Raw genomic sequence first — 22,724 nt, 5'->3', positions numbered from 1 at the left:
TGTGCTCTTTGTCAGAAAATCAGTTTGTAATACCCAGACGTAAGGCCAGGGCCGCCAGGGTGATGAGCAGTACGGGTGTGGTCAGGATGGCCCCAACCTTGAAGTAATAGCCCCAGCTAATTTTTGTGCCTTTCTGGGCCAGTACGTGCAGCCACAGCAAGGTAGCCAGGCTCCCGATGGGAGTGAATTTAGGGCCCAGATCGCTGCCGATGACATTGGCGTAAATCATGGCTTCTTTGACGGCACCTTCGGCGCTGGAGGCATCAATCGACAAAGCGGTGACCAGTACGGTAGGCATATTGTTCATGACCGAGGACAGCAGGGCTGACAAGATGCCTGTACCCATTGCCGCACCCCATACGCCAGCCTGGGCGAATTTGTCCAGGAGCAGCGCCAGATAATCCGTTAGCCCAGCATTGCGCAGGCCATACACCACCAGATACATGCCCAGCGAGAACACAACGATTTGCCAGGGAGCACCACGCAGCACTTTTTGGGTGCTGATTACCGTTCCACGGGCAGCGACGGCCAGAAGGATAATGGCTCCCACGGCGGCGACTGCGCTGACGGGAATACCTAAAGGCTCCAGTGCAAAAAAGCCTGTAAGCAGTAAAGCCAGCACTATCCAGCCAGCCTTGAAAGTGGCCTTGTCCTTGATCGCTTCAGCGGGCTGTTTCAATTGCTCAAGACGGTAAAAAGTGGGGATATCACGCCGGAAATACAGCATCAGGACGATCAGGCTGGCTAGCACGGAAACCAGAGTGACAGGTGTCATGATGGCGGCGTACTCCGTGAAGCTCAGCTTGAAATAGTCAGCCGAGACGATGTTCACCAGGTTGGAGACGACCAGAGGCAGACTGGCGGTGTCGGCAATAAAACCAGCCGCCATCACAAAGGCCAGGGTTGCCGCGGGTGAAAAACCCAAGGCAAGCAGCATGGCCATGACGATGGGAGTCAAAATCAAGGCGGCGCCGTCATTGGCAAACAGGGCGGAGACGGCGGCTCCCAAGATCACGATAAAAGCAAAGAGCTTGCGTCCATTTCCGGCTCCCCAGCGAGCGACATGCAAGGCGGCCCATTCAAAGAAACCTGCTTCATCCAGTATCAGGCTGATGATGATAATGGCGACAAAGGTGGCCGTAGCATTCCAGACGATGCCCCAGACCACAGCCAGATCAGTCCATTGCACCACGCCTAAAAGCAGGGCAGCTGCGGCACCGAATGATGCACTCCAACCGATGCCCAGTCCTTTGGGCTGCCAGATCACCAGGGTTAAGGTGGCAATGAAAATAAGAATGGCCGTTAGCATGACAGAGGGCTTGGTTTCGAGGTTTGAGGTGGGAAAGAAGGCACGCCAAGAGGTGTGGATTCCACTTGGTGCAGGCGCATCGCTTAACAAGGCTGGCAAGAGGTAGCTGCGGTGTTGCAGCTTTCCCCCTGACAGCAGTTTTCAGTCAGGTAGGCGAGCAGATTATTCATGGCGGGAAAGGTGGCGCTGTACAGCAGGTTGCGACCTTGTCGCTCGGCATGGATAAGCCCCGCATTGCTTAACTCCTTTAAATGGAAGGAGAGGGCGTTGGGGGCGATGCCTAGTCGTTCTGCCAGGATGCTGGGAGTCAGACCGGATGGGCCTGCGACGACCAAAGCACGAAACACCCGCAGGCGGGCTTCGTGGGCCAGGGCGGCCAGTGAGCGGATAACTTGAGATTCTTCCATGAGCAAATAATACAACAGTTCTTGAATTATTGAATAGATGTATTTATTTGCCCTGAGGGAGGATGTTTGGTCCTACAAATGTGCGTGAGCATATTCATTTTTCAGGCATTGTGAAACCTCCCGTCTGCATCTGCGGACCTGCCGGGAACTGGGAACAGGCACGGTTTCAATTTGCTATCCTCTACCAGAATGTTCGTCCGTCCGTGTCACTCTCAGTCCGCCTTGTGCACGGAATTTCTGACCGCTCCCACAAGACTGACTATGCAAACACCCTTTCTGAGCCGCCATCAGCTTGGCCGCCGCATTGCTCAAGCACGACTTCTTTGCTTGGCTTTTTTCCTGGTTTTACTGGCTTCCTTTCCCCAGGCAGGACATGGTAAAGCGCCGCCGTTGACGGTAGGTGTACTGGTATCGCCCCCGTTTGTGATGAAAACGGATGGGGCCTTTACGGGTCTGGCTATCGATCTTTGGGAAAACTTGGCAGCCGAGAAAAACTGGCCTTACGAGTACAAGGAATACAGCACATTTCGGGATTTGCTGGGTGCGACCGAATCAGGCTCGCTGGATGTGGCCATGACCAATCTGACGATCACTCAGCAGCGGGCTTTGAAGGTGGATTTCACGCAGCCCTGGTTCGATGGCGGTATGCGCTTGATGGTTAGCTCCGATCAGGGAACCGGCTTTCAAAATGTGGTCAAGGGTTTGGCTCAAGCCGGTTTTATCACTGCGTATGCGTGGATTGCTTTTGTGATCCTGTTCGTCACGGTGATGTTGACCTTGTTTGACCGGCGCTTTGATCAATCTTTCCCTTCCCGCTGGCGCGACGGCGTAGCAGAGAGTTTCTATACCGTGATGTCCATCGTGACATCGGGGCGTGCTCCGGCCAGAAAGAATCTTTTTGGCTGGTTGGGCCGTATCTGGCAGGCGCTCTGGCTGGTCTGTGGGGTAGGCATTCTGGCCTTTGTGACCTCATCCGTCACCAGTGTGATGACGACCTTGGCCATATCAAACCAGATCAATAGCGTGGACGATTTGAAGGGGCGGCCGGTAGGCGTGTTGCTGGGAACCGTAGAGGAAGACTACGCCCGCAAACGGGGCCTTTTCATGCGCAGTTACCCTAGCCTGGAGGAGGCGACGACAGCATTAGGAAATGGAGAGGTAGTGGCCGTCATTGCGGATGCCCCTGTGCTGGAGTACTACGTGTATTCCAACCCTAGCCTGCCCGTGAATGTCGTTGGGCGCTTGTTCGAGCGCGACAAGTATGGCTTTGCCTTGCCATTGCAAAGCGAGCTATCCCGAGAGGTCACTTTGGCTGTTCTGGGGGCGGTTGATGAAGGCAAGGTGGATGACTTCAAAACCAAGTATTTTGGGTCGGGCCAGTAAACGCTGATCTTGTGGGCCTGGATTCATCTGGCTGTTTTCAGCCCGCCAACTGCTCGCAAAGCCAATCTGCAAACACTTCCGCACGCGGGTTTTGATCCAGAGCCTGGGGGGAGAGCAGGTAGTACGCCGAGCCGTCCGGGATGAATCCTTGCGGGGCGATGAGCTGGCCGCTTTGCAGTTCATCCTGCACCATCAGACGTGACACGATAGTCATGCCTTGACCGGACAAGGCTGCCTGAATACATAAATAAAAATGTTCCAGTTCCAGCTTGTTGGCAGAGCGTATGGCCTGGCCACTAAGGCGTGCCCAGGTGGCCCAGGCTTGCGGTCGGGAGCTGCTCTGTATCAGTACCTGTTTGGCCGTGTCCTGCGTATGTGGATATTGAGGCTGGCAGACCGGACCTATCATTTCTTCGCATAACTTCAGGCCGCAGACCGAGTCTGCCCAATGAAAGTCGTCCCGGCGTATGGCCAGGTCCACCCCCATTTGAGCAAAGTTCACCGGCCCTCCAGCTGTAATCAGGTGCACGGTGATATTGGGGTGCAGAGCGTGGAAATCCCCCAGGCGCGGAATCAGCCATTTCATGGCGATAGTGGGTTCGCAGGAGACGGCCAGAGCATGCTCGCGCTGGGTCTGTTGCAACTGATAGACCACATCCTCCAGTCGCTCGAACATGGGTGCGGTCACATGCAAAAGCTGGCGGCCTGCCGGTGTCAGAAATACGGCCCGATTGCGCCGTTCAAACAGTTCTACTCCTAGAGATTCTTCCAGCGCCCGAATCTGGCGGCTGACTGCGCCGTGAGTGACGTGCAGTAGCTGGGCTGCCTGCACAAAACTGCCTGCCTGAGCCGCCGTGTCGAAGTAGCGGAAGGCCGTGAGGTTGGGGATTTGCATGGTCGATGAAAACTCACAGAAATGGCGCAGGAATTATCGTTTTTAAATTAGCACAGGATTATCAATAATGAAATCCTGAGAGCAGATATTCAAATATGAAAACGATACGGTCTTGGAAGGGTTTTTCTTGGAGTTTAAAGGGGTGGATTGATCCGCTTGAGAATAACAAAAACTATATAAATTCGAGGAATACATAGCTCACCAGGAAGGGCTTTCAATTTCTGATTGCAGCTGTCTTTGCAGACCGTTCGTAGAGGAACGACCTGATTCCTAGAGTGTAGGGCGGGGCCTACGTTTTGGCTGCCTTTGAACTAGCTCGTCACGCCGATTTCATCAAACTTAGGCTTGTTAAAAATGCATGAACTGCTGGCAGTTGCCACTATCACTATCCTGGCTGTGATCAGCCCCGGCCCCGACTTTGCCATGGTCACCCGCAATGGCTATTCCTTTGGTCGCAAGATTGGCCTGATTTCAGCCCTGGGCATTGCGGCCGGGGTACAGGTGCATGTGATCTACACGGTGCTGGGGGTTGCGATTCTGATTACTCAATCTCCCGCCTTGTTCCTGGTGATGAAAGTGGCGGGTGCGGCGTACTTGATGTATCTGGGCTATCAGTCTTTCCGTAATCGCACTGCTTTGAATACGGATGGCGAAGCAGGGAATATGCCCACTGCTTGGCAAGCTTTTGGTATGGGTTTTCTGACCAATGCCTTGAATCCCAAAACCATGTTGTTTGTGGTGGCCACCTTTACGCAGTTGGTACAGCCGGGTGCGCCGTTCTGGCTGAATTTCGCTTATGGGTTCTTTATGTCTTTTGCCCATTGGGTCTGGTTCAGTATCGTCGCCATCGTGTTTTCAAACAGGCGGCTGCGGGCGGCGATGCTGGCTAGGCAGAGGCTGCTGGATAGGGTGATTGGCGTTGCTTTGCTGGGTTTGGGGGCGTCGCTCTTGTTTACCAATTCGGTGTCCTAGAGGGGGGCAGGAGCTGGAGCGAGCAAGGGCAACGGCCTGTTCTATGTGGCCTGATTATTCAAGATTTTAAGAAAACCTGATTTTTTAATTAATTGGAATTAATTGATAAATTGTTTTTTAATAAATTTTATATGGCTATTAATAATGGAAATTTAAAAATATAAAAAATAATAGGAATTGAAAATTAAAAAAGAATATCTGTTATTTTTTGTCATTAATTGAGAGATGTCTGGTTATAGTTTGCAAGTCACTGTATTTCGTTTCGCACACTACCTGTCGATAGGGAGACAAGAATGGCTTGCAATTACCTTCGTCCCACCATAATTGTTGGTTCCTGCTTTGCATTATTGGCTGCATTTCAGGGTAGCGCCGTGGCGCAAACCCCTGAACCCCGTTTGGATACCAGCCAGCTTTATGCTGACGTGCATTTCCATGCGTCCAATTACGCCATGCAAGGGATTCCTTTAAAGGAATACGCCCAGCGCTACATGAGCGCAGACCGGCAGCAGATTATTCGCTCCACCATCATGCCGATTCCCTTGCAGCAACGCTGGGACGGCTTTGAGGAATATCAGGCGCAAGGGCCCAATAATCAGATGTTTGGCCCTAATTACTACATTGGCTCTAAAGCGGACCTGTACTACTACTCGTTTATCGATGCCATGTTTGCGCGAGAGTACGAAAGGCTGGAACCTCAGTACCAGGAAAAGCTGGATGTCATGATTACGGCCTTCAACCCTATGGATGTCTATGCCTCACAGCACATCAAGCGCGCTGTGTTGAGCTTTCCAGGTGTATTTTCCGGGGTAGGTGAATTCACCATTCACAAGGAACTGGTGTCCAGCAAGCTGGCGGGTGAAACAGTAGAAGAAACCAAGGCACCGTCCGTGCCTTTACCCCCTGATGCGGGGGATGGCAGCAAGGTGTCCTTGTACTCCGAGTCCTTGGAGTACCTGTTCAAGACCATTGAAGAGGTTGGTCTGGTCGCCATTTTGCACAACGATATGTACCGGGTAGAGGTCAACTACAAGGGGGAGCTGGAACATGCCTACCCGAATCAGGATTATGTAAATGGCTTGAAGCACGTCTGCGGGCACGCTCCCAATGCCAAGGTGGTGTGGGCTCATACTGGTTTGGGCCGTTTTGTTAAACCCACCAGTGATCACATTACACGGGTAAAGAAAGTGCTGGATGCGTGCCCGAGCTGGTCTACCGATATCTCCTGGGATCTGGTGCAGGACTATATGCTGGACCCCGAGCCAGGGATGCCCAGCCGTCAGGACTGGCTGAATTTCTTCAAGGAATATCAGAACCGGATTCTGTGGGGATCGGATGTGGTGATCTTTACACGTAATCGATTTGAGTCCAACCCGCCCACCTCGGTGACGCCGGGCAGTTTGATGCAACCGGCTCAGTATCACGCTGATTTGTCCAAAATGAAGGACTTCCTGGATGAGTTGCCTGTCGCTATCGGCAACAAGATTCGCCATGAAAACTATGTACGTTTGTTCAACCGTGCCAAGTTCTCTGTTCGCGCTTGGGAGCGCGAGAATGCGGATCTGAATATCTGGGATATTCCTACGCCAGTTCATCCTTAAGGTGGGCTTGTCATGAGTGCTGCCTCCAGTTCTTGAGCGTGATTTTTCGGAACAAGAACCAGGAGTTTTAGGGGCTGAAATAGCAGTTTGAAGCCCCTGCCTTTGCAAGAGACGCGTCATGCTCAGGCTCTGGCCAAAGAACTGCCCCCCGGAAGTTTGGATGCTTATCCGACTTTCGGGGGGCAGTTTTGTATTGCACGTAAAGGGAGCCGAGGCTGGCTCCTTCATTCTGCTGTCAGTGTTGCTTAAACCGCTTTGTTTTGTGCTGCCAGCTTGTCCAGATCCTCTTGGATCAGCTTGCGAATAGCGGTTTTCAGCAGCTTGCCGGTGGCGGTATGGGGCAGTTCATCCACCACGATCAGTTCGTCAGGAATGCTCCATTTGGAGACTTGTTCCGTAAACAGATCAATCATGTCCTGTTTGGTGAAGGTGGCATCGTCTTGCAGCTGTACCACCAGCACTGGACGCTCGCCCCAGCGCTCGTCGGGTTTGGCCACGACAGCCGCTTCCTTGATAGCCGGGTGAGCCTGAGCAATGTTTTCCAGCTCGATGGAGCTGATCCATTCGCCACCGGATTTCACCACGTCCTTGGTTCGGTCCACGATCTGAATAAAACCATCCTGATCAATGGTGACCACGTCGCCCGTATTGAACCAGCCATCTGCGGTGTGGGCCGAGGTGTCATTGCTATTGAAGTAAGAGCCTGCAATCCAGGGACCGCGCACCATCATGGCACCAAACATCTTGCCGTCGCGGGCAATGGGCTGACCATCGTCGCCATCCACCCGGAACTCGACCCCGAATAGCGGACGACCTTGTTTGGCCAGCAGCTTGAGTTTCTCGTTGTCAGGCAAGGACTCGTGCTTGGGCAGCAGAGCAGCCGCCAGACCGACAGGACTGGTTTCCGTCATGCCCCAGGCGTGGCGCACTTTCACGCCCAGCTTCTGGAAGCGGGTAATCATGACCGGAGGCGCAGACGAGCCGCCAATTACCAGGCGTTGCAGGCTGCTGAAGGTTTTGCCATTGGCTTGCATCCAGTCCAGCAGACCCAGCCAGACGGTAGGCACACCGGCTGTCATGGTGACGCCTTCGTTTTCAAACAAGGTGTGCAGGCTGGCACCGTCCAGTTTCGGGCCAGGCAGGACCAATTTGGCGCCCACCATCAAGGCCGCATAGGGCAGGCCCCAGGCATTGACGTGGAACATGGGCACGATGGGGGTGATGGTGTCGGAGGCCGACAGACACAGGGCATCGGGCATGCTCAAGGCAAAGGCATGCAAAATAGTGGAGCGATGGCTGTAGAGCACGCCTTTGGGGTTGCCCGTAGTGCCGGAGGTGTAGCACAGGCCGGAGGCCGTGTTTTCATCAAACACGGGCCAGTCGAAATGATCGGACTCGGCGGCAATCAGCGTTTCATAGCACTTCAGGTTGGGCAGCAAGTCCGACTTGGGCATGTGGGCTTCGTCAGTCATGATGACCACGGCTTTCAGCTTGGACAACTGATCGGCCAGAGCTTCCAGAATCGGCATGAAGTTCAGGTCGGCAAACAGTACGCTATCGTCCGCGTGCTCAATGATGTAGCCGATTTGATCCTGAAACAGACGCGGGTTGATGGTGTGACACACCAGGCCCGAGCCCGACACGCCGTAATACAGCTCCAGGTGGCGGTAGCCGTTCCAGGCCAGGGTGCCGACACGGTCGCCATGTTGCAGGCCCATTTTTTTCAGCGCATTGGCCAGTTGCTGGCTGCGCTTGGAAAGCTCGGTATAGGTGTACCGATGAATATGACCTTCAACGGTTTGCGAGACGACCTCTCGGTCTGCGTGGTAGTTCGCTGCGTGACGCAGTATGGATGATACTAGCAGTGGGGTATTCATCATCATGCCAAGCATGGTCTTCGTCCTCCCTGGGAGTAAATCAAACAGAACTGACGGGCCCTACAACATGGGGATTGGGAGCAGCAAATGGATGAATTTACACCACTGACTGTCATGGCCTCTGCAGGAACAGTAGCCTAAAACTCACAGATACGTCTATGCAGTCGTTTATGTTTCCTTGCGCAATGCCAAGGCTTCTTCAAAATTCGGAGCCTCAGGAAATTTCTGGACACAATTAATACTCTTTGATTGAAGATTGAAGGGCTTTGAGTACAATCGGCAGCTAATTACAGCTTTTTTAAGACGTAGTGTCGGTTTTGCTGTCAATTTGACACGAGTGACGCTGGGCCGAAATGGCCTTGAGCTCGGAGCATCGTTCAATGATCGTGCTAGGTTTGCTGGGCCCATTCCGCTTTATTGTCGATCAGGTGGATCGCACTGCATTGCTTAGCTATGACAAGGTCAAACTGCTGGCTGCGGTGTTGTGCCTGGCGCAAGGCAAGGTGCTGCAGCGCGAGCGGCTGGCACAAATGCTTTGGCCCGATCTGACACGCGACAAGGCGTTATCGCGCTTGCGCCATGCCTTGCATGTGCTGCGCAAGGCCCTGGGCGAGCAGGCTGCTTGTCTGGTCGCCAATGCCGAAGGCGCAATGGCGTTCAAGCCTGAGTGCGTACAGGTGGATGTGCTGGAGTTTCTGCTGGCCGATGCCCCGCAGGCTGCCCGCCTTGCGCAACGTTTGAGCCTGTATGTCGGTCCCTTTCTGGACGCGATTCAATCCCCCGATACCGAAGTTTTTATTTCCTGGCGACAAAGCTGGGAAGATCGTCTTGCCCTGGCATTGCTCAGCTTGCGCGCCCGCCTTTTTGAGCAGCTCGTGCAGGCTCGCCAGCTGGATCAGGCGCTTGCACTGGCGCAGGAGTGGGTGCAACAAGCCCCCGAGCAGGAGATCTATCACCGCCTCTTGATCAGTGCCCTGATGCAAAGAGGGGACAGGCAGGCCGCCTTGCAAGCCTATGCTCATTGTGAGCAGGCTTTGCGTCAGTATCTGGGCGTACGTCCCGACCCGGAAACCCGCCGTCTGGCCGAAGCCCAATGGCCGGTCGCGGCAAGCAAGATACCCCCTAACTCTGCTCAGGCCCATCGCACGGTTGCCACGCTGGCCCTGGCCCTGTCCTGGTTGCCAGCAGATGGCTCCGAGGCGCATCTGGATGGCGATCTGGTGCCGGATCAGGCTGTGGCATATCTGGAGTCCTGGCACGAGCAATTGCTGGATATTTTGCGTCAGCACGGGGCCTGGGTAAGTCAGTCCAGCGGGTCCACCTTGTTGGCTCACTTTGGTTGGCCACATGCGCAGTCCGAGCCTGTAAATCGGGCGGTTGAACTGGCTTGTGTGATTCGTGCCTTGCGAACGCCGCCGGGAATCAGCATTGGTCAGGTAGTGCATGTCAGCCTGGCTTTGGTGGACGAACAGCAGGTCAATACACATAGCCTGTTCGGGCAGTTGGTCATGCCTTTGGTGTGGAAGGCCAAACATGGCGAGATTCTGCTGAGCGCTCAGGCCGTTGCTCGTATGGCGGATTGGCAGATCAACCAACACCGTGGCCCGGAGGGTGTGTATTTCAGCTTGGGAGAGGGGAAGTGGATGAACGATCCCCTGTACGGTTGTCAGCCCGAGTTCGAGCAACTGGTGGCGCAATGGCAGCAGTGCAGCCGTCAGTCCCACAAAGCCGCCTACAGAATTCACGGTGATCTGGGTTCGGGCAAATCCCGTTTGGCCGAGGCCTTGCGCAGCTACATTGTGCGCGATGGCGGACAGCCCTTGCTGATTGATTTCTCGCGGCAGGATGTGCTGGAAGGCGTGCGCGAGATGATGCAGGCTCGTCTGGATGAAGGGAGCGGCCCCCAGGACTTGCCCCTTGCTTTAAGTCAGTGCCTGCATGCCTGGTTTGGAGTGTCTGATGCCGATTGGGATCAGGTGCTGCAAGAGGCTCACCATCTGAATACGGAAGACGCCCAGGCGGTGCCCGATCCGTGCCGTTTGCTGCTGGCGGCGGTGCAGGCCTTTACCAGTCAGAACCGGCCTGTGCTGGTGATTCTGGACCATGTGGATGCGCTGGATGCCGCTTATCAAAACAGCTTGGCGGCAATATGGAGCGCAGTGCAAAAGCAGCCTGCCGGGGCCTTGTTATTGATCCTGTCGCGCCAGGCTCAGTTGGCTTTGGACTTTGCTCAAAGCATGGCTTTGCGCCGATTGTCCGAGCCGGATGTGGGCAAGGCGATGAGCTTTTATGCACGCGGCAAGCGTCTGTCTCCGGACGCGAACACGCAGATTCGCGGTCAGCGTTTAAGCAATCCCATGCTGATCAAAGACACGCTGCATTTGCAGCGCTTTGGCATGCCGCTGGATTATTTGCCACGTCTGGCAGACCGCTTGCTGTTGGATCTGGAGCAACTCGATGCAGACAGCCGCTGTGTGCTGTTGATGACTGTGTTGTGGGAACGTGCCACGCCTGCGGGTTTGGCACAGGCCTGCAATTTGCCTTTACCCGTTGTAGAGCAATCCTGGATCAGCCTGCTGGACAAAGGCTTGTTGCAGCAAGACGGTCAGGGCCAGATACTGTGTGCCCCCTTGATGCGTTCCGCTTTGCGCCGTTTGATTGCCAAGGAAGAAAACAAGGCTTTGTACGGCAAGCTTGCCCATAGCCTGATTCAAATGCAGCAGGCGGAAGAAGAAATTGCCGCTTGTCTGGCGCAGGCTCAAAGCGCGCAAGCGGCTATCTGGTGGCGCAAGGCCATTGATACTTCGCTGCGCAGTGGTGACAACCTGCAAGCGGCAGAGCAGTTGTCGCAGGTCTTGAGCAGCCTGCAATACATGAATGATGTGCAGTTGCGCCGTCAGTACGAGCGTGACAGCTACGTCACCTTGGGGGCGCTGGAAATCAGCCGTGGCGGGCCTGCTGCCATGCCCGTGTCGCAAGCTTACGAGCAGGCGGCCGGACGCAGTGAGGGCGGCGAGGATGATTTGCCTGTGTTGTGGGGCCAATGGGTGATGCTGCACGGCGCTGGCAAGCTGCCGGAAAGTCTGGCTCATGCCAAGCAATTGCAGGAACAGTCCCGGCGTCAGGGCCAAAGCGCCTGGTACGGCTGGGGCCTGTATGCCGAAGCGCAATATCTGTTCTGGAAAGGCCGTGTGCAACAGGCCGAGTTGGCCCTGGACGAGGCGCTGCGTGCCCTGGCTTACGAGCAACCCGTTCCGGCCATGGATGCGGCCTTGGGCCATCATTGCCCGGCTTTGGTGCACAGCCTGTTGGGTTTGACTCAGGTGCTGCAGGGACGCTTTGAGCAGGGTGTAGCCAATGCCCGCCATGCGCAGCTCCTGGCCAGCCAAAGTCAGTCGCGCATTTCGGCGGTGATTGCAGAGATTCAGATGCTGCGCATTCTGTATCTGCAAGGCGATCTGGAGATGCTGGCGGGGCGTAGTCAGGCTTTGCTGGCCTTGTTGCAGCCTGTCCTGCCCGGTAGTGTCTGGTGTGCGGTTGCCGAGACCTATGTGCTGTATTGCCGTCTGGTTAAAGGCGAGGAAACCGGGCCTGAGCTGGCCCGTTTAGTCGCCTTGTTGCCCGAGTTTGCACGCAGCATGCCATTGGCGACGGATGCGTTCTTGTGCATTGTGGCGCGCTGTTATCTGGCCCAAGGCGAGATGGAACGAGCCAGTCAGACGCTGGATCAGGTGTGTCAGATTGCGCAGGAACGGGCTTCGACCTTGTATCTGCCCGAAGTGGATTGCTTGCGCGGAGATCTGGCCTGGGTACGCTCCGATCGCCAACAAGCACAGCTTTGCTGGGCACAGGCCCAGCAAGAAGTCCTGCGCAGCGGCTTGTACGCCTATGAAGGCTGGATCCGGCATCGGCGCGAGCGCCTGCCCGATCTGGCGGCTCGCAGTGTGTGGATCCAGCGCCAGCCCGGTTAGAACTGGAAGTTGATACCCGCAAAAATTTGCCATACCGGTGCTCCCGCGCCCTTTTTATCGACCGAGTATTGCGGTTCGATAAAGGCGTTGATCACGCTTTTGCCAGGCTTGAATACCTTGCCCAGGCCCAGACCCACGGGAATGTGATGGGTATGGTTTTTCAGGTCAAAGGTCCACACTCCGCTGGAGCGCAGGTAAAAGCCATTGGGCAGGTTATAGAACAGGGCGGGCTGGAAGGAGGCCATCTTCACCTTCTCGCGGTCCGAGTCCCCGGCAAAGGATTGTTGAAAGGTCAGCAACCCGCCTGCCAGACCCCAATCCCGGGTGGCAACCAGGGCCGCGGCACTACCAATTTGCCATTTGCCTTGTCCCAGCAAGTCGTTCGATGCCGTAGGCATCACCAGCAGGGGGCCGATGCCATAGGAAAAACTGCCTGCGTTCTTCATGAACACATCCATGAAGGTGATGTCACCCAGGCCGGATTTGCTGCCCAGACGATCATGGTGCAAGGCCACAATCGGAACATTCAAACGCCATAGCTGCGGCAAACCAAAGGTCTTGTTGGGCAGGACGGCGCGCAGCACCGTCTGGTTTGCCCAGGCATTGTCGACCTTGTACAGCTCGGGCACGTAGTAGTCGTGCAGGCTGACCATGGGCCGAGGGCTCAACGGGTTATTGGCCTCGTTCTGGGACTGGGCCAGGGCACCCGTGCTGATCAGGCTGGTGGCCAACAGGCCAAATAATGTCTTTTGCATATGCATACCTCCTCGAAAAACCGAAGGTAGAAAAGCGGCGTTGAAAAAGCATTTAAAGCGGGCCACTGTGGTAAATCCGCAGATTGGGCTATCGGACCCGCTTTGCTCCCAGAATGAGACGCTTGTTGAAAAAGCCCATCAGGAGGAGCGTGTCATGGCACATGCAGCAATAAGAACGATCATGCTGGCGGCAGTAGTCAGTGCGGGTTTGAGTCAGGCACAGGCCGCGCCTGCCACGAAGGCAACTCAGGAGCGCCACGCTCAGTGGATGAAAACGCTCCCGTTTGATGACACCCAGGATTTCAAGAACGCCCAGCGCGGTTTGATTTACCGCGAACCCAGCTTGCAGATCAAAGGTGCGAGCGGCAACGTGGTGTGGGATCTGGATTCCTACAAGGCTTTCATCAAGCCCGATAGCGCTGCACCCAGCACGGTGCATCCAGGCTTGTGGCGCATGTCGCAGCTGAACCTGCTCGATGGCCTGTACAAGGTGACGGACAATATTTATCAGGTGCGGGGCTATGACTTGTCCAACATCACCTTTGTACGCGGCACAACGGGCTGGATTGTGTTCGATGTGGGCACCTCTACTGAAACGGCCGCTGCCGCGTATGCCTTGCTGCAAAAGCATGTGCAGGCAGCGCCCATCAAGGCGATTGTCTACAGCCATTCCCACATAGACCATTACGCGGGGGCCAAGGGGCTGGTAGATCAGGCCGCAGTGGATTCAGGGCAGGTACAGATCATTGCGCCTGAAGGTTTTGTGGAGCATGCCATCAGCGAAGGGGTGATCGCAGGCAATGCCATGAAGCGTCGCGCGACTTATATGTATGGTGCCTTCTTGCCGCGCGGTCCGGAGCACAGCGTGGGTTCGGGGCTGGGCATGACCAATCCGCTGGGTTCCGTCTCCCTGATTGCGCCCACCCGTTCGGTATCCAAGTCCGGCGAGACGCTGGTGGTGGATGGCGTGGAAATGGTCATGCAACTGACACCGGGCACCGAGGCCCCGGTGGAAATGAATACCTATCTGCCGCAGTTCAAAGCCATGTGGATGGCCGAGAACACCACCAACACCATGCACAATATTCTGTCCTTGCGCGGCACGCAGGTGCGAGATGCCAGGGAATGGGCCAACTACATCAATGAAACGATTGATCTGTTTGGCGATAGCACGGAAGTGAAGTTTCAGGCGCACCACTGGCCTGTGTGGGGCAAGGAGCAGGTTCACGATTACCTGATCAAGCAGCGTGATCTGTACAAGTACATCCACGATCGCAGTGTAAACCTGATGAACAAGGGCTATACCGGCGAAGAAATTGCCGAGCTGATCGAGCTGCCCGAGTCCCTGCAAAAAGACTGGGCGGCGCGCGGGTATTACGGTTCGCTCAAGCACAATGCGCGGGCGGTGTATCAGTACTACATGGGCTGGTATGACGGCAATCCGTCCAGTCTGGATGTCTTGCCACCCACGGCAGCGGGGGCGAAGTATGTGGAATACATAGGGCGTGATCGGCTGCTGCAAAAAGCCCGGGAAGACTTTGATCGTGGTGAATACCGTTGGGTGGCCATGGTGGTGAAGCATCTGGTCTTTGCCAATGCCAAAGATACGGAAGCGCGCCAATTGCTGGCCAATAGCTACGAGCAACTGGGTTATCAGGCCGAGTCCGGGCCGTGGCGTTCCATCTACCTGCAAGGGGCTTTGGAACTGCGCAATGGTGCGCCGGATCTGCCTGTGCCCCCGAATAACAATGCCGATATGCTGGCCGCACTGACGCCAGAGATGATGTTTGATTTGATGGCCGTGCGTCTGGACGATGATAAGGTCAAAGACAAGGAGCTGACGGTTGCGTTCCACTTTGTGGATATAGATACGACCTACACCATCAGCATTGGCAATTCGGTACTCAATTACAGTACGCGCCCCGGTTTGCCAGCTCAGGCCACCATGTCAGTTAGCCTGGCGGATTTCAAGCTGATTCAAGGCAAGATGCTGGACTGGAAAACGGCCATGAAAACGGATCGTGCCAAGCTGCAAGGGGCGGGTCGCAAGTTCCAGGAATTTGCAGGCCTGTTTGAGGAACCCGGCTTGTGGTTCAACATCGTGACGCCTTGAGTAGGTAGTCAGGAGCACGCGGGCAGGCCGCGTGCTTGTTGCTATGCGGCGACAAGGGCTTGGGACGGCACGAATTAAACGTTTCTTGCGCGTTATTTGCATTAAGGTGCTGGCTCGAGGGGTTGCCCCTCTGGGGTGCTTACTGTCAGAGGCACCTTGTGTCCCTCTCAATCCTGGAACTCTTGCTCATGTCCGCGATCTTGAAAACCCTGTTCAATGCTAGTGTCTTGCTGGTGGCTTCGGCCAGCGCCCAAGCCTATCAGTCTGAAACGATCCACAACAAGAACGGGGAGGCCGTATTTGAACTGCGCATTTTCGGTACGCAGGATGGGCCTTACTCAATGTTTGATCCGGTCAATGGAGCACAGTCCGTTTTTGATTTGGACGATAATGCGCATCTGAAAATTCGAGGTGCACTCAGCCGCTGGGCAGAGATCGTGTCCTTGAAACCAGGGTATGTGCCTGCCATTGTGAATGTCGGCACAGTGGCAGACTGGGACGCCCGTGTAACTACCGATGTGACGCTTGATCCTGCCTCCGCTGGCTCGCTTTACCTGCTTCTGCCCCAGGCTGCCTTGCTCAATAAGCTGGACAGTGACCAGCTCAAACTCCCTCTGGCCGAGGTTGTGGTGGGCCCCATCGATTTTGAGAGCGCTGCACTTCGGCCCAGTCAGCTTCCCTTGAATGATCAAGCAGATTATGCGGCCGTCATGTTCCATGAGTTTGGTCATACGATGGGAATGATCGGTGTGGCCGCAGACAAATGGGGGCGAGGGTCGGAGACACCTTACATACGGTCAAGGCTGACAGCCTGGGCGCAGGGTTTGCGCGATGACAATGGCAATGCGGCTCGGCCCGGACAGGCGGTGCTGTGTTCAATGTGCAATAACGCTTACGATCCAGATGCGTTTGATCTGCGCAAGGACCAGGGCTATTTCACAGGTGAGCTTGTGCAGGAAGTGTTGGACGGTGCCATGCCTGGCATCCCGGTGCGGATCTTGATTTATGCGGGTAAGCAGCCGCTCGGTGTGGATCGCGATTACATGGGGCATTCGGAGCTGCGTAACAGTTTGATGAGCCACCAGTCTTATCGCAATTACACCAATATGATGGAAGCGGAGCTGGCATCCTTGCAGGATATGGGCTTGCAGATCGATCGGCGTAATTTCTATGGCTACTCCGTTTACGGCGATGGGCTCACACTGACGAGCAATAATGGCTTTTTCGCTCGTGATAGCGAAGGGACTGCTTATCTGCCGGGCCAATACAACCAGGCGACTCAAGGCGTGGGGTTGCATATTTATGGTGAGCGTAACACCCTGACCCAGGCGGCGGATTTGTTGAGCGCAGGTCCGGGCGGGGTCGGTGTCCGAGTGGATGGTAGCGAGAATACACTTATCATCCCCGAAAGTACTCGTATTCATGCACAAGGCTGGTATGGCCGTGGCCTGCAGTTCAGCTACGGTCGCGAGCACACGATTGTGCAGCGGGGTGAAGTACGCGCTGAGGGCGAAGATGGCGTCGCTGCGCTGTTTGACTTCGGCAATAATGCGATGGGCAATTTTGCGGATGGTGTTGAGGGCGGGGACTATCGTGGCTCCTGGCTCTGGAACTACCGAGGTACCCTGGTTCCTGCCGAGCATTTGCCTGTGGCTTTGCAGGGCGCACTGATCAAGGACTATCATTTAGCCGGTCTTTTGTCGGGCAAGAAAGCCGCTATCCAGATCTCCAGGAATGCCCAGGTTGAGAATATCAATATCATGCAGGGAGCCCGGATTCAGGGCGATATCCTGTCTGACTATTCCACTCGTCAAAACAATGGCGAGCTGTTTGTCACCCATGTGAATTTCGGGCAAAAAGCAGATGAACAAGGGCGCGCCACGCTACAGGCCGACTCTGATTTCCGTCTGCGTTACGACGGCAATATTCAGGGCGCGGACAATTTGGCCGTGGTGATTGCAGGGGGCGAAAGTTCGCTGAATGGCCAGCATCAGCTGCTCGGCCTGCGTGTGGATACGGGCGCTACCTTAAGTGGCAATAGCAGTTACGCCATCAACCCGGAAGGCAATTTCAGTAACCACGGCACCTTGAGTCCGGGAAACTCCTTTGGTCAGATGATGATTCAGGGGGATTTTGTTCAGGCCCCCGAAGGCCGCATTCTGATCGAGGCGGATACTCGCCAGCATGATCGTATTGAGGTTCAAGGACTGGCCCAGTTGGCCGGTGAATTGAAGCTGCAATTGCAGCCTGACTGGTATGCCGATGGCTGGTCCTTGAGCCAGAGCACGGTCTTTCAGGCCACACAGACCCAGGGTGGTTTTGATCTGCTGACAGCCAGCCTAAATTCGCCCAGCCTGAGCGTGCATGTGAATAACGGCGGCTGGTCGGTCAGCCGTCAGGCAGCGGCTTACTCGCCCTATGCCGCTAATCCGAATGCGGGTGCAGTAGGTCGCAGTCTGGAGCAGGCCTCCACTGACAATCAGCGTCCCTTGGCCTCTATCTACCAGGCTTTGGACTTCTCCAGCGCGGATGGCAGCGAGATTGGTGATGCTCTCAATCAATTAAGTGCCGGTGCTTACGGTGCTCAATTGGCTGCCAGCGTGCGTCGAGAGCAACTGGTGTCAGAGCAACTGCGTCAACGCCCTGGCCTGGGCAAGGACGGCTGGCAGACTTTTATCCAGCCTTTTGGTGGCCGTTATCACTGGCAGTTAAGCAGCAATGATGTAGACCACCGCAGTCAGACTTATGGTGTCGTGTTCGGTGCTGAACATCGCGCTGCCGGTAGTGATTGGAGCTTGGGTGCCCATGCGACTGCTAATGAGCAAAGTTTGAATATAGATGCCCCTTATCAGGCGAAAAGCACGTTGACGGGATTGGGTGCCGGTGTGCATGCCTTGTACCGTGCTGACGCTCGTGAGGGCTGGAAAGGTCTGGCACAAGTCCGTATGGGCTTGGAGCAGGGCAAGCTGAACCGACGCATCGCGTTTTCTGACTATCAGGCCAATCCCAAATCTGACTGGACTGGCCATACCTTTGCAGCGGGTGTTCAGACTGCCTATAACTGGCCTTTGGGCGAAGCAGGCAGCATAGGTCCGGTTCTGGCCTTGGATTATTTGCGTTACAGCCGCCCCGGTTTAAGTGAAGAGGGTGATGCGGGGAGTCGTTTGCAGTTGGATTCGACCCGTGCCCATTCCTTGCAAGCGTCGCTGGGTCTGGCTGTCAATCAGGCTTGGGAATTGAAGCAGGGCCGCCGTTTGCAGGCCGAGGTGTCCGCTTCCTGGGAACAGGCCTTGCTGGGCCGCAAACAGACACAGTACGCACAGTTTGAGGCTTCGCCACAGACAGGTTTTGATGGCCGCTATGCGCGTGTCGATAGCCATGCGCTGGCATTGCGGGCTGGTTTGACGCTACAAAGCTCCGAGCGTTTGCGTTTGGGTATTTCCGCAGGGACCCGTTTGCTGGGCAATAGCCGGGCGGATATCTCGGGGAATGTGTCGCTGAACTGGGCGTTCTAGGCTTGGTTCGCCGGGGTTTTGAAGGGCTATCTGTCAGCCATGACAGTTTGATAAGGAGCTGCCGATTGATTCTGGCAGCTCCGTAAATTGGATTACGCTAGTTCCGTCGGATGCCCTCAGGCTGCCTGACGGCTGCTTTCAAACCAGTCCCACAGTGCCTGACGCTCGGGTGTCAGTTCCACCGCCAGGCCACCCGTAAACTCACGCCACGCAGGCAGGTAAGTGTGGGCCACAACGGTCAGCACCTGGTAGCCCTGGTCGATCAAGGCCATGATCTCGTTATTAAAGCCCTGGCCGTCCGCTTCCATAATTCCAAAGCGATTCACAATCACCAGATCGGCGGGGCTTTCCAGCGCCTGCCGCAGCACTTCGCTGGCTTCCAGCAGGGCACCAATATCCAGGCAACAGGCTGTAGATTCCGAACCCAGATTCTGGGTGATGGGGTAGAGCGTGCCCTTGTCCAGATCCTGCACGGTACGCAGGCTATGGTCTTCCTTCTGAATTTCCGGGCCTTGCACTAGACCACAGACGCGGTAGTTCTTCGCGCGTAATTCCTGCACGAATTCCAGTAGCAAGGCGTCGGCACTGCCTTTGCCTGCATGCACGATGGCCGCAAGGGCTAAGGGCGTAGAAGGGGTGTCCATCGGGGTTTGGCTCCGGGGGTAGAAAGGGGGGGCAAGGCTCTTTGTACACGCTTTCGACCTGTGCTGGAAAGTGGAAAAACCCCTGTGCTGCTGGCCGGGGTTTGGCCTGGGCGGGTAGCGGGCTTGTTGTTGAAGGTTCAAGTCTGTACGCCTGTCTGCTTGCATGTCTGATGAAAATGTTGCGAAAGCCGCTTGCTGCTTTGCTATACGGGCTTGTCTGGCTATGGTGCAGCCCGGTTCCATGAGACAATTCATGCACTTTTAGTGATTGATGGGATATTCGATTGGACAAGACTTTTGTTAAGGGCCTGGTGCTCCTGGAAGCCCTGGCCAAGCACGAACGAGGCTCGGGTGTGACCGAGCTGGCCAATCAACTGATGCTCAATAAAAGCAATGTGCATCGCCTGTTGCAAGCGCTGGTTCACCAGGGCTTTGCGCGCAAGAACGAAGACACCGGGCGCTACGAGCTGAGCATGAAGCTCTGGGAACTGGGCTCGGGCCTGGCCAACCGGCTGGATGTACGCGTGGAGGCCTTGCCCTTCATGAAAGAGCTGGCCGAACAAACCCAGGAAACGGTGCATTTATCCCTGCTGGATGGGGTAGAGGTGCTGTATATCGAAAAGATAGACAGCCCGCAGCCTGTGCGTGCCTACACGACGGTGGGTGGACGCTCGCCCGCGCAGTGTGTGGCAACTGGCAAGGCTTTGCTGGCCTGGGCCAGTGAAGATACCTTGAATCTGGTCAAGAATCGCCTCAAGCCTTATACGCCTCGCAGTCTGGTCAAGTTTGGTGATCTGCGCCGTGAGCTGGAGCAGGTGCGCGAACAAGGCTATGCGATTAACCGTGGCGAGTGGCGTGAGCAGGTCGTGGGTGCGGCTGCACCTATTTACGATAGTCGGGGAGTGGTGGTGGCGGCTTTGGGTATTTCCGGGCCAGCCGAGCGCCTGGAAGAAGCCCGATTGGTTCAGGCCGGTAAAACCTTGATGACGGCAGCGGCGCAGATCTCGCGCCGTTTGGGCTATAGCGGTCGCTAAACGTTATAGAAGATAGGTTCCGGGCTGGATTAAACAGCCCGGATTTGAACTGCTGTCAAAGCTTGGACGCCCCTCCCATTTTTGGTCGCCGGGCCGCCCCAAGGCAAAAACTCCTCCCCGGGGGGCAGCAAGCTGAAGGCGTAGCGTGGGGGCTTTTTTGCCGCCGGGCCGCCCCAAGGCAAAAACTCCTCCCCGGGGGGCAGCAAGCTGAAGGCGTAGCGTGGGGGCTTTTTTGCCGCCGGGCCGCCCCAAGGCAAAAATTCCCCCTCGGGGGGCAGCAAGCCGAAGGCGCAGCGTGGGGGCTTTTTTTGGGCAGTTCAATTTCAGCGTTCAAGATTTTGCGGCCTGCCTGAAGACCGCAATTCTTTGCTTGATACCGGGGGCGGAAGCAGAGCGCACCAGGGCCGCCATATCCCGATCCGCCTGTTCCGGGCAGCCCGTTAACTGATGCAGATAGGCGCGACTGGTCGCGTCCAGCAAACCTGCTGTTTGTTGAGCTTGTTCGATGACAGTGGGCCATGCGTCGGGCTCTTGTATGCCTTCAATAAAACCCAGTTGCTCCGCCTTGGTTGCATCAAAAATCTGGCTGCCTGCCAGGAGCTGATGCGCCGGCTGGCCGCCAATCAAAGCCGCCAGTCTGCCAGTTCCCAGTGCCAGACCAAATTGCAGGCCAGGCATGCGAAAGCGGGCATCTGCACTGGCGACGCGCTGTCGGCAGACAGCGATCAAATCCACACCAGCGCCGAAGTTTTGCCCATGCGCCAGGGCCAGAGTGGCGCAAGGTGTATGAGCCAGCATCTGCAAGAGGGTTTCGATGCGGATAAAGCGCAGCACCAGATCCCCCTCGCTTTCTTGCTCGTAGTCGCTGAAGTCAAAACCGGCACTGAAGTTGCGGCCTTCACCGCGCAAGATCAGCAGATCAGCCTGGGCTCGTTCCGCGGCCTGCACGGCCGCGATCAAGGCTTCTACCAGATCGGCCGACAAGGCATTGCGCTTGTCGGGCCGGTTCAGTGTCAGGGTCCAGACTTTGCCCGCGCAGCCCACATTCAGACTGGGACTGCTGCTGCAATACGGCGCTGTCATGGGGTGACTCCGTGCAAGATGCTGTCGTTATGTTCGCCCAGCGCGGGTGGTGCCAGACGGACGGGCAAGCCCACCCCATTGATACGCAGGGGCGAGACAAAGGTGCGGGTTTCGGTGTCTGTGCCCGGCAGGCGAATGTTTTGCACCCATTCCATGTGCTCGACTTGCGGGTCGCGCAAGACGTCGGAATAGCGGTTGATAGGGCTGCACGGCACGCCTTGGGCACGGAATTGCGCCAGCCAGTGTTCGGAGTCGTGTTGCACAAAAATGGCTTCCAGCAGTTCACGCAAGGCGTCTTGATGTTTGGCGCGCAAGGTGGTGCTGGTAAAACGCTCGTCCTCGGTCAGATCAGGGCGTTCGACAACCTGACAGACGGAGCGCCACAGCGCATCGTTGCCCGCTGCCATGGCGAAATAACCCCCTTTGCATTGGAATGCCTGGTAGGGGGCATTACGGGGGTGGGCGGAGCCCAGCTTGTCCGGGTCGCGACCACTGCCGAAATACTCGGAGGTTTGCAGCGCAGCGATGGCCAAGGTGGTTCCCAGCATGGGCACGTCGATATGTGCGCCCTGACCCGTCGCGCGGGCTTGTGGCAAGGCGGCGCTGATGGCAAAAGCGGCATACAAACCGGCAGCAAAGTCCGCCAGTGGAACCCCGCATTTAACGGGGGCACCACCTGCTTCGCCAGTCACGCTCATCACGCCGCTCATGGCCTGAATGGTCAGGTCAAAGCCGCCTTCTTGTGAACGGGGACCGCTTTGTCCATAGGCGGAAATTGAGCAATACAGCAGTCTGGGATTAATAGCTTTCAGACTTTCGTAGTCCAGTCCTAAACGTTGCATGACGCCGGGCCGGTTGTTCTCCAGCAAGACGTCGGCATCCAGCACCAGTTGGCGTGCCTTGGCCACATCTTCAGGGTTCTTCAAGTCCAGCGTGACCGAGCGCTTGTTGCGGTTCAGCGAAGCGAAGTTCTCGCTATACCCTTGGTTGATGGGCGGCCAGCTACGCAAGGTGTCACCCCCCTTGGGGTGTTCGATCTTGATGACGTCGGCCCCCATATCGGCCAACAACATACCGCAGTACGGGCCAGCGGCCACATTGCAAAATTCCAGTATCCGAACCCCGTTCAGGGGCAATGTCGTATCCATGAATCAGCTCCAGAGCGTGA

15 protein-coding genes are annotated in these 22,724 nt (G+C 56.1%); 7 read left to right on the top strand and 8 right to left on the bottom strand.

Annotation, left to right across the window (positions count from 1 at the left end):
* Positions 1-19 precede the first annotated feature (19 nt).
* On the bottom strand, positions 20-1,309 hold the full coding sequence (locus DUD43_RS15675) for an arsenic transporter (protein ID WP_153231008.1): 1,290 nt from the start codon (positions 1,307-1,309) through the stop codon (positions 20-22).
* A gap of 83 nt (positions 1,310-1,392) precedes the next feature.
* Positions 1,393-1,716, bottom strand: a complete 324-nt coding sequence (locus DUD43_RS15670) for an ArsR/SmtB family transcription factor (RefSeq protein ID WP_153231007.1) — start codon at positions 1,714-1,716, stop codon at positions 1,393-1,395.
* A 261-nt stretch (positions 1,717-1,977) separates the two neighbouring features.
* On the opposite strand from DUD43_RS15670, the gene DUD43_RS15665 reads away from it, so the two are divergent.
* Positions 1,978-3,099: a transporter substrate-binding domain-containing protein gene (locus DUD43_RS15665; protein WP_153231006.1), complete on the top strand. Its 1,122-nt coding sequence runs from the start codon at positions 1,978-1,980 to the stop codon at positions 3,097-3,099.
* A gap of 37 nt (positions 3,100-3,136) precedes the next feature.
* On the opposite strand, the gene DUD43_RS15660 is transcribed toward DUD43_RS15665, so the two are convergent.
* Complete coding sequence (locus DUD43_RS15660; RefSeq protein WP_153231005.1) at positions 3,137-3,994, bottom strand: LysR substrate-binding domain-containing protein; 858 nt, start codon at positions 3,992-3,994, stop codon at positions 3,137-3,139.
* A gap of 354 nt (positions 3,995-4,348) precedes the next feature.
* On the opposite strand from DUD43_RS15660, the gene DUD43_RS15655 reads away from it, so the two are divergent.
* Positions 4,349-4,966: a LysE family translocator gene (locus DUD43_RS15655; protein ID WP_153231004.1), complete on the top strand. Its 618-nt coding sequence runs from the start codon at positions 4,349-4,351 to the stop codon at positions 4,964-4,966.
* 371 nt (positions 4,967-5,337) lie between these two features.
* Positions 5,338-6,564, top strand: coding sequence for a hypothetical protein (locus DUD43_RS15650; RefSeq protein WP_153231003.1), 1,227 nt, complete (start codon positions 5,338-5,340; stop codon positions 6,562-6,564).
* Between the two features lie 245 nt (positions 6,565-6,809).
* Here the strand turns inward: DUD43_RS15650 and DUD43_RS15645 are convergent, their stop codons facing one another.
* On the bottom strand, positions 6,810-8,456 hold the full coding sequence (locus DUD43_RS15645; RefSeq protein ID WP_153231002.1) for a long-chain-fatty-acid--CoA ligase: 1,647 nt from the start codon (positions 8,454-8,456) through the stop codon (positions 6,810-6,812).
* A 365-nt stretch (positions 8,457-8,821) separates the two neighbouring features.
* Here DUD43_RS15645 and DUD43_RS15640 point away from each other — a divergent pair, with 365 nt between their 5' ends.
* Positions 8,822-12,412, top strand: coding sequence for a BTAD domain-containing putative transcriptional regulator (locus DUD43_RS15640; protein WP_194273407.1), 3,591 nt, complete (start codon positions 8,822-8,824; stop codon positions 12,410-12,412).
* On the opposite strand, the gene DUD43_RS15635 is transcribed toward DUD43_RS15640, so the two are convergent.
* The gene (locus DUD43_RS15635) at positions 12,409-13,167 is read right to left on the bottom strand and encodes a hypothetical protein (RefSeq protein WP_153231000.1); all 759 of its coding nucleotides are present in this window, start codon (positions 13,165-13,167) and stop codon (positions 12,409-12,411) included. The two genes, DUD43_RS15640 and DUD43_RS15635, sit on opposite strands and share 4 nt — an antisense overlap.
* A gap of 154 nt (positions 13,168-13,321) precedes the next feature.
* Here DUD43_RS15635 and DUD43_RS15630 point away from each other — a divergent pair, with 154 nt between their 5' ends.
* Together DUD43_RS15630 and DUD43_RS15625 are read left to right on the top strand one after the other, a co-directional pair.
* The gene (locus tag DUD43_RS15630) at positions 13,322-15,280 is read left to right on the top strand and encodes an alkyl/aryl-sulfatase (protein WP_228125819.1); all 1,959 of its coding nucleotides are present in this window, start codon (positions 13,322-13,324) and stop codon (positions 15,278-15,280) included.
* Between the two features lie 188 nt (positions 15,281-15,468).
* Positions 15,469-18,795, top strand: coding sequence for an autotransporter outer membrane beta-barrel domain-containing protein (locus tag DUD43_RS15625; RefSeq protein ID WP_026485366.1), 3,327 nt, complete (start codon positions 15,469-15,471; stop codon positions 18,793-18,795).
* 116 nt (positions 18,796-18,911) lie between these two features.
* Here the strand turns inward: DUD43_RS15625 and DUD43_RS15620 are convergent, their stop codons facing one another.
* Entirely contained in the window at positions 18,912-19,439 is a 528-nt protein-coding gene (locus DUD43_RS15620) for a DUF2478 domain-containing protein (protein ID WP_026485367.1), read from the bottom strand.
* Positions 19,440-19,723: 284 nt separating this feature from the next.
* Here DUD43_RS15620 and DUD43_RS15615 point away from each other — a divergent pair, with 284 nt between their 5' ends.
* Positions 19,724-20,473, top strand: a complete 750-nt coding sequence (locus DUD43_RS15615; RefSeq protein WP_026485368.1) for an IclR family transcriptional regulator — start codon at positions 19,724-19,726, stop codon at positions 20,471-20,473.
* Positions 20,474-20,803: 330 nt separating this feature from the next.
* On the opposite strand, the gene DUD43_RS15610 is transcribed toward DUD43_RS15615, so the two are convergent.
* Positions 20,804-21,556: an enoyl-CoA hydratase/isomerase family protein gene (locus DUD43_RS15610; RefSeq protein ID WP_153230999.1), complete on the bottom strand. Its 753-nt coding sequence runs from the start codon at positions 21,554-21,556 to the stop codon at positions 20,804-20,806.
* Positions 21,553-22,704 carry a CaiB/BaiF CoA transferase family protein gene (locus DUD43_RS15605; RefSeq protein WP_086069167.1) on the bottom strand — a complete coding sequence of 384 codons (1,152 nt, stop codon included), beginning with the start codon at positions 22,702-22,704 and terminating at the stop codon, positions 21,553-21,555. The genes DUD43_RS15610 and DUD43_RS15605 overlap by 4 nt, the downstream gene beginning before the upstream one ends.
* Between the last annotated feature and the right edge of the window lie 20 nt (positions 22,705-22,724).

Origin of the sequence: Alcaligenes faecalis, assembly GCF_009497775.1 — a bacterium.
In the GTDB taxonomy this organism is placed as follows: Bacteria; Pseudomonadota; Gammaproteobacteria; order Burkholderiales; family Burkholderiaceae_B; genus Alcaligenes; species Alcaligenes faecalis_D.
This window is presented reverse-complemented; position numbering and strand designations above follow the sequence as displayed.

Bases quoted from the DNA above. Each gene is read 5' to 3' on its own strand.
- DUD43_RS15625 (WP_026485366.1), top strand. From the start codon at position 15,469: ATGTCCGCGATCTTGAAAACCCTGTTCAATGCTAGTGTCTTGCTGGTG.
- DUD43_RS15620 (WP_026485367.1), bottom strand. From the start codon at position 19,439: ATGGACACCCCTTCTACGCCCTTAGCCCTTGCGGCCATCGTGCATGCA.
- DUD43_RS15670 (WP_153231007.1), bottom strand. From the start codon at position 1,716: ATGGAAGAATCTCAAGTTATCCGCTCACTGGCCGCCCTGGCCCACGAA.
- DUD43_RS15660 (WP_153231005.1), bottom strand. From the start codon at position 3,994: ATGCAAATCCCCAACCTCACGGCCTTCCGCTACTTCGACACGGCGGCT.
- DUD43_RS15665 (WP_153231006.1), top strand. From the start codon at position 1,978: ATGCAAACACCCTTTCTGAGCCGCCATCAGCTTGGCCGCCGCATTGCT.
- DUD43_RS15640 (WP_194273407.1), top strand. From the start codon at position 8,822: ATGATCGTGCTAGGTTTGCTGGGCCCATTCCGCTTTATTGTCGATCAG.
- DUD43_RS15630 (WP_228125819.1), top strand. From the start codon at position 13,322: ATGGCACATGCAGCAATAAGAACGATCATGCTGGCGGCAGTAGTCAGT.
- DUD43_RS15645 (WP_153231002.1), bottom strand. From the start codon at position 8,456: ATGCTTGGCATGATGATGAATACCCCACTGCTAGTATCATCCATACTG.
- DUD43_RS15635 (WP_153231000.1), bottom strand. From the start codon at position 13,167: ATGCAAAAGACATTATTTGGCCTGTTGGCCACCAGCCTGATCAGCACG.
- DUD43_RS15675 (WP_153231008.1), bottom strand. From the start codon at position 1,309: ATGCTAACGGCCATTCTTATTTTCATTGCCACCTTAACCCTGGTGATC.
- DUD43_RS15655 (WP_153231004.1), top strand. From the start codon at position 4,349: ATGCATGAACTGCTGGCAGTTGCCACTATCACTATCCTGGCTGTGATC.
- DUD43_RS15605 (WP_086069167.1), bottom strand. From the start codon at position 22,704: ATGGATACGACATTGCCCCTGAACGGGGTTCGGATACTGGAATTTTGC.
- DUD43_RS15610 (WP_153230999.1), bottom strand. From the start codon at position 21,556: ATGACAGCGCCGTATTGCAGCAGCAGTCCCAGTCTGAATGTGGGCTGC.